Consider the following 9,980-nt stretch of genomic DNA (forward strand, 5'->3'; position numbering starts at 1 on the left):
GGGATGGGCGCGGGGCGGGACGGTGCCGGCGGCGGCGAGCCGGCCGTAGCGCACGACCGCGAGCTCCCAGCCGCCGTCGAAGCCGGGGCGGGCGGCGACCAGCTCGGGCAGCCGGGCCAGCGCGGCGAGGCGCTGCCCGCGCGCGGCGGCGCGGACGAACGCGGCGAGCCGGTCGCGCTGGGCGGCGGCCTCCTCGTAGCGCAACTCGGAGGCGAGCCGGTCGATGCGGACCTGCGCGGCGGCCACCACGGGCCGCACGTCGCCCTCCATCACGGAGCGGGCCGTCCCGACGTGGACGGCGTAGTCGTCCGGGGACTCGCGGCCGTCGCACGGGGCGCCGCAGCGGCCGATCTCGGCGAGCGCGCACGCGCGGGGCCCCGCCGCCCCGCCCCGGCCGCGCTCGATCAGCCGGAGCGTCAGCCGCTGGGTGCACTGGCGCAGCGGGACGGCCTCGTGCAGCGCCGCCCGTGCTTCTTCGGCCTGGCGGCGCGACGAGATGGGCCCGAGGTAGCGGGCGCCGTCGGTGCGGCACTCGCGCACGATGGACAGCCGCGGGAACGGCTCCACGGTCAGCTTCAGCCAGATGGCGCGCTCGGGGAACTTGGAGCGGCGGTTGTAGCGCGGCTTGTGCTCGGCGATCAGCCGCAGTTCGCGGACCTCGGCCTCCAGCCCGGTGGCGCACTCGATCGTGCGGACGCTCTCGGCGAGGCCGACCATCTCGCGGACGCGCCCGCGCGTCTCCGAGCCGGTGAAGTAGCTGCGCACGCGCGAGCGCAGGTCGCCGCTCTTGCCGACGTAGAGGACCTCGCCGGAGGCGTCCTCGAAGAGGTAGACGCCGGGCGTGCTCGGGACGCCGTCGGCCAGGTGCCGCTTGCGGCGCTGCTCCGGCGTCGGGGCCTTGGCGAAGCCGCGCATCTCCTCGAAGGAGGTGACGTTGAACGAGCCGAGCCGCTCGATGAGCCCGTGCAGCACCTCCACGGTGGCGCGGGCGTCGGCCAGCGCGCGGTGCGTCGGCTCGGTGGAGGTGCGGAAGAAGCGGGCGAGGGTGCCGAGCTTGCAGTTGGGCACCTCGTCCTTGGACAGGACGCGGCGGGCGAGGTCGACGGTGTCGACGACGGGGAACGCGGGCCAGGCGTGGCCGTGCTCGGCGCAGGCGGCCTTGAGGAAGCCGATGTCGAACGAGGCGTTGTGCGCGACGAGGACGCAGCCGCGCGCGAACTCCAGGAACGCGGGCAGCACCGACTCGATGCGCGGCGCGGCCGCCACCATCGCCGTGGTGATGCCGGTCAGCGCCGTGATGAACGGCGGGACGGGCCCGCCGGGGTCGACCAGGGTGCCGAAGTCGCCGAGGTGCTCGCCGCCGCGGACCTTGACCGCGCCGATCTCGGTGATGGCCGAGTCGGCGGCCGAGCCGCCCGTCGTCTCCAGGTCGACCACCACGAAGGTGACCTCGGCCAGCGGGGTGCCCAGGTCGTCGAGGGTGCCCTGGACAGCGGCCGGGACACCGGCCGGGGCACCGTGCGCAGCCGTCATGAGCGCGACCGTAGAGGACACCACCGACAGAAGCCCGGCCCGCTAGGGTTGGAGGGCGCCGGCGCGTCCCGCCGGGCGGGGGGCCGCGGGACGCCGCGGGAGCCCGGCGCGATCCGTCCGATCACGCGTTCGCCCTGGTTAGGCGTGGGCGGCTCGGGAAGACACAGCCCACCGGCGGCGAAGCCCGGAAGGAGCGGGATCATCGACAACGGCCCCGGAGCGACGCCCGGCGACGAGATCGCGGAGGAAGCGGCGGCCGGCCCGCCCCCCGGGGAGGAGCGCCTGAGCCGGCCGCTCCCCGGAGCCGTGCGGCAGCGCGTGGTCGAGGTCGCCGCCGAGCTGATCGGGGCGCTCCCCGCCGAGGACGTCCCCGTCCCGCTGCGCCGCTTCGCCCGGTTCGAGCGCCGCAAGCGCGCCAAGCTGGCCGGGCAGCACATCGCCGCGGTGCTGGAGAAGGACGACGGCTTCCGGCGCCGGGTCGCCGAGCCGCTGCGCGACACGCAGGCCGACCTGGTGGAGGCCGTCGAGGGCGGCGACGTCCCGCCCGCCGCCGACCCGGTGCGGGTGGCGGTGCTGGCCTACCTCCTGCGCCCCGAGGGGTGGACGGAGCTCGTCGAGGCCGCCCGGGAGGAGCTGGAACGCTCCGCGACCGCGTCCGAGGAGGAGCACGCCGCACGCCGCGTCGCCGCGCTGAAGGACGAGCTGGCCGCCGCCCGGACCGCCCGCTCGGCGGAGGTGGACCGGCTGCGCGCCGAGCTGCGCGAGAGCAAGGCCGAGGTGGCGGAGCTGCGCCGCAAGCTGCACGAGGCGCGCACCCGGTACCGGGCGGCGGAGGAGCGGGCGGGCGCGGCGGCGCGGGAGGCCGAGCGGGAGCTCGCGGCGGCGCGCGAGACGACCGCCGCGGCCGAGAAGGAGCTGCGCAAGCTGCGCGGTCGCGCGGCGCAGGCCGAGGCCGCGGCGGAGGCCGCCAAGCGGGCCGCGCGCGAGGGGCGCAACGTCGACGACGTGCGGCTGCGGATGCTGCTCGACTCGCTGCAGGACGCGGTGCAGGGCGTCCGCCGGGAGCTGGCGCTGCCGTCGACCATCGGCCGCCCGGCGGACGCGGTCGGCGGGCTGGAGCCCGACCGGCAGGCGCACCGCGCGCTGCCGGGCCGCGCGCTGTCCGACGCCGATCCGCAGCTGCTCGACCGGCTGCTGACCCTGCCGCGGGTGCACCTCATCGTGGACGGCTACAACGTCACCAAGACCGGGTACGGGGAGCTGCCGCTGGCCGACCAGCGCAGCCGGCTGCTGTCGGGGCTCGGCGGGCTGGCGGCGCAGACCCGCGCCGAGGTGACCTGCGTGTTCGACGGCGCGGAGCTGGACGCGCCGGTCGCCATCGCGGCGCCGCGCGGCGTGCGGGTGCTGTTCAGCCGGCCGGGGCAGACCGCCGACGAGCTGATCGGGGAGCTGGTGCGGGCCGAGCCGCCGGGCCGCTCGGTCGTGGTGGTGTCGTCGGACCGCGAGGTGGCCGACGCGGCGCGGCGCGCCGCCGCCCGGCCGTGCCCGTCGACGCTGCTGCTGCGCCGGCTCGGCCGCGGCTGAGCCCATAAGGTCCCGATAAGGCTGTCATAAGGGGCGGCTCGCACTCCGTGATCTTGTGGACACGGAATGTGGACGTTGGTCAAGTAAGTCGACTAAAGAGTGATGAACCGGTTGTGACGGTTGTTGCGCCTCGCTAATGTCATCGCCTGATGTCCAGGACGAGAGAGGCGAAACCGACCGTGGCCAATGATCGCATCGGGGAAGCAGCGCACGAGCGCGACCGGCGAGGCGGTTCGGCGCGCCCAGGCGTCTCCCGTCGCCTGGCGGCCGTCGCGGGTCTGACCCTGGCGGTCTCCCTCGCCGGCCCGCCGATGGCCGCGCACGCCGACCCGCAGCCGACCAGGGCGCAGGTCGAGAAGAAGCTCGACAAGCTCGGCGAGCAGATGGACCACAAGGTCGAGGCGTTCAACCAGCTCAACGAGAAGCTGAAGATCGCCAAGAAGAAGTACCAGACGGCGCTCAAGGCCAGCAAGCAGGAGCAGACCGCCTTCGAGCAGCAGCGCTCCCGGATCGCCCAGATGGCCGCGGACGCCTACAAGAACGGCGACACCGACGGCGTCACCGGCTTCGTCGGCACCGGCGACCCGCAGGCGATCCTGGACCAGGCCGCGGTCTTCTCGCACCTGTCGCAGGAGCGCAGCTCCCAGCTCACCCAGTTCCTCACCACCGCCCAGCGGCTCCGCCGCGAGGAGGCGCAGGCCAAGGCGGCCTACGAGGACGTGAAGGCCAAGACCAAGGAGCTGCGGGCGCAGAAGCAGAAGCTCGACAAGGAGGTCGCCAAGCAGCGGGCGCTGCTGCGGCGGCTCGGCGGGACGACCCCGTCCTCCGGCGGCGGCTCAGGCCCTGTCGGCGGCACCTACAACGGCCCGGCGAGCGGCTCGGCCCGCACGGCGCTCGACTTCGCCTACGCCCAGCTCGGCAAGCCGTACTCCTACGGCGCCGAGGGCCCGAACTCCTACGACTGCTCCGGCCTGACCATGAAGGCGTGGGCGGCGGCCGGCGTCGGCATCACCCGCACGACCAACTCCCAGTACGCCGCGACCAAGCGGGTGGACAAGAGCAACCTGCAGCCGGGCGACCTGGTGTTCTTCAACGGCCTCGGCCACGTCGGCATGTACGTGGGCAACGGCCAGATGATCCACGCGCCCCGCACCGGCAAGAACGTCGAGGTCGTGAGCATCACCTCGGGCTACTACCTCAACAACTACTACGGCGCCGGGCGGCCCTGACGCCCCGCTCCGGAGCGCCCGCACCGGTGTGACGGAGCGCACTGCGGAGCCCGTACGACAGCGGACCAGGTCTTGACCTGGTCCGTTGTTAATTTTGTAGGGGTTTGCGTTCTTTTGGCGCTTTGGTACCTTTGCACCACTCCCGGCGCCCGCCAGACGCCGGAGCCCCGCGGCGCCCATTCGGCGCCACGGCCCCACGCGGCACATCCAGCTGCCGCGTGCGGGCGGCGCGAGCCACGCGCCGCACCCCCTCCCGGCGGCGCGCTCCACGCGTCGCCCGCGGCACCCAGGGTGCCGCACCGGGCCTGCAGGCAGGCCCGGCCGGCCCGGCTCCACCGCGTGCACGCCCCGGCGGGCATGGCGCCGAGCGCGCTGCTACGCGGACTCGCGGGCCAGGGCACGGACGGCTACCCGGCGAACGGGCCGCCGTCCGCCACATCCACAACACAGGCGCCGCTCTTTCGCACGCGGGAGACAGGTCCCGCGCCGGGCCCCATCACGCCCCCAGGATCGCAGCGGCAGCGCCGAATCCGCCCACGCGCGGAACCGGGGACCCACCTGTGCCGGAGTCCGGGGATCGTCCTGGACGGGCATTCCGGCACCCGGGGTGAATCGGCGCGTCTCTCCCGGACGACCGGTGAGAGCCGCCGTAGGGCGGCTTCCACGCCCGAACCCGTCAGCTAACCCGGTAGGCGGCATGGAAGTCAGGAGACCCCCGTGTCAGGCGCGCATCGCAAGAAGTCACCGGGCAGGAAGCAGCAGCACAAACCCGCCGGCAGGCACCGCAAGCCGGCCGCCCTTCCCCTCACCTGGCGGACGACCGGCGGCGTGATCGTCGGCGCCGCCGTCCTCGGCACCGCCGCGGCCACCGCGCAGGCGTCGGTGCTGCCGTTCGGCTCCGTCCCCACCCAGGTCACCGCCGCCGACCTCAACGGCGCCAAGGGCGGCGGTGCGGGCGGCACGTCCGCGTCCAAGGACCGGGCCGAGGCCGCGTCCGCCAAGGGCAAGGACAGGCCGGAGGACGGCGGCCGCGAAGACGGCAAGGGCGAGAACGACGAGCGCTCCGGGAAGGAGCGGCCGGAGTCCGGCGCCACGGAGCAGCCGTCCGGGAAGGAGCGCCCCACCGCCGAGGAGGCCATCGAGCTCGCCCGCTCCCAGGTCGGCATCAAGGAGGACGGCAACGGCGAGACCAAGTACAACAAGTGGTACATGGAGCACCCCCGCGCCAAGGAGACCCTCGCGCGTGACGGCGGCTCCCTCCAGGGCTACGACGACGCCGCATGGTGCGACATGTTCATCTCGTGGATCGGCGACCAGCTCGGCTTCACCGACCAGTTCGGCAGCGACGCATGGACGGTCGCCCACGCCAAGTGGTTCCGGGACCAGGGCCGCTGGGGCACCGAGCCCAGGCCGGGCGCCATCGTCTTCTACGCCTGGAGCGGCAGCAAGAGCATCGACGACATCGTGCACATCGGCATGGTGACCAAGAAGATCGACGACGGCACCATCGAGGCCGTCGAGGGCAACACCGACAAGGCCGTCCGGGTCAGGGAACGCCCGGCCCGCAGCATCGTCGGCTACGGGTACCCCGAGTACCGGTCGTGACGGCCCCTCCCCCGCCCGCTGCATAGGATCACGCGCATGGAGGACGGTCCCGAGCACGGCACTCCCAAGCGCGGTGGCCCCGTCACGCGCCGCAGGGCACTCGCCCTGGGCGCGGGCGGGGCCGCCGTGCTTCTCGGCGGCGGCGCCACCCTCCTGGGCGCGAGCTCCGGCGACGACGGCCCGCGTCCAGCGCGCGCGGGTGAGGGCACCGCGGTGTTCGACCCCGCGCAGGCCGCCGCCCTTCTCGGCAACCGCGCGCGTGCCGTGCGCAGCGGAGACCGGGCCGCGTTCCTAGCGACGGTGGCGTCCGCGCCCGCCGCCTTCCAGGACGCCCAGTCCCGCATGTACGGCAACCTCCGCAGGCTTCCGCTGGAGCGCTGGGAGGAACGCGTCGTCGCGCCGCAAGCCACGGACGGCGAAACGGGCACCGTGGTCGTCCGCGTGGAGGTCCGCCACAGGCTCCGGGGCTTCGACCGCGGCGACGTGGTCCGCACCCGCCATCTGGCGCTGACCCCCCGCTCCGGCACCTGGACGGTCGCCGGAGACGGGTCGCCCCACGGCTTCGAGGACGACCCCGAGATCTGGGACGGCGGCGACCTCACGGTGGCCGAAGGCCGCGCGAGCCTCGTCATCGGCGACGCCCCCGGGCTGGCGGAGGTCGCGCGCCGCCTCGACAAGGCCGTCCCCGTCGTCACCGGCGTCGTCGGCGGCCGGTGGGCGCGGCGGGTCGTCGCGCTGGCGCCCGCCGACGCGGACCGGGCGTCCGCGCTCGCGGGCCCCGGCCAGCGCCTCGACGAGGTCGCCGCCCTCGCCGCCGTCACGCCGTCCGCCGGCGGCGCCCGGGGCGAGGACCGCGTGGTCATCTCCCCCGCGACCTTCGGCCGCCTCAACGACCTCGGGCGCGACGTGGTGCTGACCCATGAGCTCACCCATGTCGCCACCGGCGGCGCCCGCGACCGCACGACCCCGCTGTGGCTGATCGAGGGCTTCGCGGACTACGTCGGCTACCTCCGCACGAACGTCACCGTCCGGTCCGCGGCGGCCGAGCTGCGCCGCGAGGTGGCCGAGGGGCGGGTCCCGTCCGCACTGCCCGGCGCGGACGCGTTCGGCGCCGGCTCCGCGCGCCTCTCCCAGGCGTACCAGGAGTCGTGGCTCGCCTGCCGGATGGTCGCGGACCGGTACGGTGAGGCGACGCTCGTGCGGCTCTACCGGGCCGCGGGGCGCAACCCAGAGGCCACCGCGCTGCGCGAGGTGCTGGGGCTCACCCGGGTCCGCTTCACCGCCCTGTGGCGCGATTACCTGAAACGGGAGCTCACGTGAGCGAGGCAGAGGCGGACGAGGGCCCGGCCGCACCCGGCGCCGGCGCGGCGGAACCCGTTCGCCGGGACGGGCGGGACGAGCACGAGGACCGCGAGGGAGACGGCGGAGACGCCGGGCGGATGCGGCGGCCCAGGATCGCCGCCGCCGTCGCCGCGGCCGCGCTGTTCGCCGCGCTCGGCGCCGTCATCGCGGTGACCACCCCCTGGAACCCGCTGCCCGGCCCCGTCCCCGGCGGGCACACCGGAGCCGATCCGGCGCTCGACTTCTCCCCCGCCGAGATCGCCCGCTCCCACGCGTTCGACTCGGCCGTCAACCCGCCCGCGTACGCCGGTCTCGTCGCCGGCCTGGCGCTGATATCCGCCCTGGGGTTCACCCCCCTCGGCGCCCGGTTCCTCGGCTGGGTCACCGCGCGCACCCGCCGCTGGCCCCTGCGCGTCATCGTCGGCGCCCTGGCGCTCACCGCGCTGCTGCGCGTCGCCGGGCTCCCGTTCCGCGTCTGGAGCGAGTCGATCCTGCGCCGGTACGGGCTGTCGACGCAGAGCTGGCCCGACTGGACCGTGGACCAGTTCAAGTCCCTCGGCGTCACCTGGGTCATCTACGCCGTCGCCCTGCTGCTCCTGTACGCGGTCGTGCGCCGCTTCCCGCGCTACTGGTGGACGGGCGCCGCCGCCGGCGGGTTCCTCCTCGTCGTCCTGGTGTCGTTCATCTACCCGGTCGCCGTCGAGCCGGTGTTCAACAAGTTCCACCCGCTCAGGCAGGAGCCGCTGCGCTCCGACCTGCTGGCGATGGCCGAGCGGGACGGCGTGCCCGTCGACGACGTCCTCGTCGCCGACGCCTCCCGCAGGACGACGTCGCTGAACGCCTACGTGTCCGGCTTCGGCTCCACGCGCCGCATCGTCCTGTACGACACGCTGCTGAAGTCGCCGCCCGAACGCGTCGAGTCGATCGTCGGGCACGAACTCGGCCACGCCAAGCGCAACGACGTCCTGTGGGGCACGCTGGTCGGCGCGCTGGGCGTCGCCGGGTCCATGTGCCTGCTGCACCTCCTGCTGACCTCGCCGCGCCTCCTGCGCCGCGCGGGAGTCGGCACCGGAGCCGGCGTTGGAGTCGGCACCGGGGGCGCGCCCGGCGCCCGCGGCGGCGGGGCGGCCGACCCGCGGTCCATCGCGCTCGTCCTCGCGCTGGTGACGGCCGGCACGCAGCTCAGCGGCCCCGTCATGAACCTCGTCAGCCGGCACATCGAGGCCCGCGCGGACGTGCACGCCCTGGACCTCACCCGCGACCCGTCGACCTTCGTGTCGATGCAGCACGAGCTCTCCGTGCGCAACATCTCCGACCTCAGCCCCGACGCGCTGGAGTACCTGCTCTGGATGAGCCACCCCCCGGGCCCCGAGAGGATCGCCATGGCGCGCGACTGGGCCCGCCTCAACGGCGTCCCGGAGCCGCCGCCGCTGCGCTGACCGCGCACCGGCCAGCGGCCCCGGGCCGAGACCGCCGGGCGGCCGGCGTCAGTCGCCGCCGGCGGACAGGGTCGACGCGTCCTCCGGCGGGGCCGTCTTCACCGACCGCTTCAGGGCGCTCCCGTTCACCCAGTCCTTCCAGCCGGCCTGCCAGTAGCCCCAGCCGTTGTCGACCTCGAGCTCCCGGTCCGAACCGGTCACGATGATCGGGTCGCCCCGCTGGGTGAGGTCGAAGAACCACTTCGCGTTGGACGGGCTGACGTTGATGCACCCGTGGCTGACGTTCGAGTTGCCCTGGCTGCCCACCGACCACGGTGCGCTGTGGACGTACTCGCCGCTGTCGGAGATCCGCACCGACTTGTACACGGTCAGGCTGTAGCCGCCGGGGCTCCCCGGGCTGATCCCCATCCAGGCGGACGTCATCGTCACCGGGTCCTCCTTCGACATCGCCAGGTGGACGCCGTTGGTGGTGGTGTACTTGCGCGCTCCGCCCTTGCCCATGCTCGTCGGGATCGTGCGGGCCTTCTTGCCGTTGACCTTCACGACCATCTTGTGGCTGTCCTCGCCCGCCGTGGAGATCTGCGAGTCACCGACCTTGAACGCGAGCGAGTAGTTCTTCCCGCCGTACACGTCGCCGCCGGTGCGCACCCCACTGAGGTGGGCGTCGAAGGTGACCCTGGTGTGGGCGGGCCAGTACTCCTTCGTCCGGAACACGACCTCCTGGTCGCCGAACCAGTGCCAGGCGCCCTCGACGGTCTTGTCGGCACGGACCTCCAGCGCCCGCTCGACCGCCGCCCTGTCCTTCACCGGGCGCTCGAACTGCATGACGATCGGCATGCCGACGCCGACGGTCTCCTTGTCGTACGGCGCCTCGATCGTCACGTCGTTGGTCTTCTCCACCTCGGCCGTCGTGAAGCGGCTGGTGACGGTACGGGTCTTGCCGTCCGCACCCAGCCCGGTCGCGCCGACCGTGTACGTCTCGCCCGGCTCCAGCGTCCAGCGCGACCGCCACACGGTCCGGTCGGCGTTCAGGCCCCCCTCGACCTCGCCGGCGTCCGTGGACACCGTCACGTTCTCGATGGTGCCGCCGTGCGCCTGGACGGCGATGGGGTTCTCCGGCCCGTGCTTCCCGCCGGCCGCGGGCGACACCGTGAGCCGTACCGCCTCGGCGCCGTCCCTGTCATCACCCCCCGAGCACGCCGCGGCCCCCGCGACCATGCTCGCTCCGACGAGCACGGCGGCCGCGCGC

General features: G+C 74.3%; 7 protein-coding genes and 1 riboswitch. Of the genes, 5 read left to right on the forward strand and 2 right to left on the reverse strand.

Going from position 1 to position 9,980, the window contains the following annotated elements; genetic code table 11:
* A partial coding sequence (locus E1200_RS26440) for a DEDD exonuclease domain-containing protein (RefSeq protein WP_131954784.1) occupies positions 1–1,533 on the reverse strand: 1,533 nt, incomplete at its 3' end.
* 306 nt (positions 1,534–1,839) lie between these two features.
* Here E1200_RS26440 and E1200_RS26445 point away from each other — a divergent pair.
* The 5 genes from E1200_RS26445 (at position 1,840) to E1200_RS26465 (ending at position 8,731) form a co-directional block, all read left to right on the forward strand.
* Positions 1,840–3,117 carry an NYN domain-containing protein gene (locus tag E1200_RS26445; RefSeq protein ID WP_243708844.1) on the forward strand — a complete coding sequence of 426 codons (1,278 nt, stop codon included), beginning with the start codon at positions 1,840–1,842 and terminating at the stop codon, positions 3,115–3,117.
* Positions 3,118–3,266: 149 nt separating this feature from the next.
* Entirely contained in the window at positions 3,267–4,346 is a 1,080-nt protein-coding gene (locus E1200_RS26450) for a C40 family peptidase (protein WP_131954785.1), read from the forward strand.
* A 512-nt stretch (positions 4,347–4,858) separates the two neighbouring features.
* Positions 4,859–5,056: riboswitch (cyclic di-AMP (ydaO/yuaA leader) on the forward strand.
* Between the two features lie 7 nt (positions 5,057–5,063).
* The gene (locus E1200_RS26455) at positions 5,064–5,951 is read left to right on the forward strand and encodes a CHAP domain-containing protein (protein WP_131954786.1); all 888 of its coding nucleotides are present in this window, start codon (positions 5,064–5,066) and stop codon (positions 5,949–5,951) included.
* 36 nt (positions 5,952–5,987) lie between these two features.
* The gene (locus E1200_RS26460) at positions 5,988–7,271 is read left to right on the forward strand and encodes a hypothetical protein (protein ID WP_131954787.1); all 1,284 of its coding nucleotides are present in this window, start codon (positions 5,988–5,990) and stop codon (positions 7,269–7,271) included.
* The gene (locus E1200_RS26465; protein WP_243708845.1) at positions 7,268–8,731 is read left to right on the forward strand and encodes a M48 family metallopeptidase; all 1,464 of its coding nucleotides are present in this window, start codon (positions 7,268–7,270) and stop codon (positions 8,729–8,731) included. The genes E1200_RS26460 and E1200_RS26465 overlap by 4 nt, the downstream gene beginning before the upstream one ends.
* Before the next feature lie 48 nt (positions 8,732–8,779).
* On the opposite strand, the gene E1200_RS26470 is transcribed toward E1200_RS26465, so the two are convergent.
* A partial coding sequence (locus E1200_RS26470; RefSeq protein ID WP_347813244.1) for an Ig-like domain-containing protein occupies positions 8,780–9,980 on the reverse strand: 1,201 nt, incomplete at its 5' end.

The sequence above is a fragment of the Actinomadura sp. GC306 genome, assembly GCF_004348665.1.
In the GTDB taxonomy this organism is placed as follows: Bacteria; Actinomycetota; Actinomycetes; order Streptosporangiales; family Streptosporangiaceae; genus Spirillospora.

Excerpts from the sequence above, each read along its gene's own strand:
- E1200_RS26450 (WP_131954785.1), top strand. The coding sequence starts at position 3,267 with ATGTCCAGGACGAGAGAGGCGAAACCGACCGTGGCCAATGATCGCATC.
- E1200_RS26460 (WP_131954787.1), top strand. The coding sequence starts at position 5,988 with ATGGAGGACGGTCCCGAGCACGGCACTCCCAAGCGCGGTGGCCCCGTC.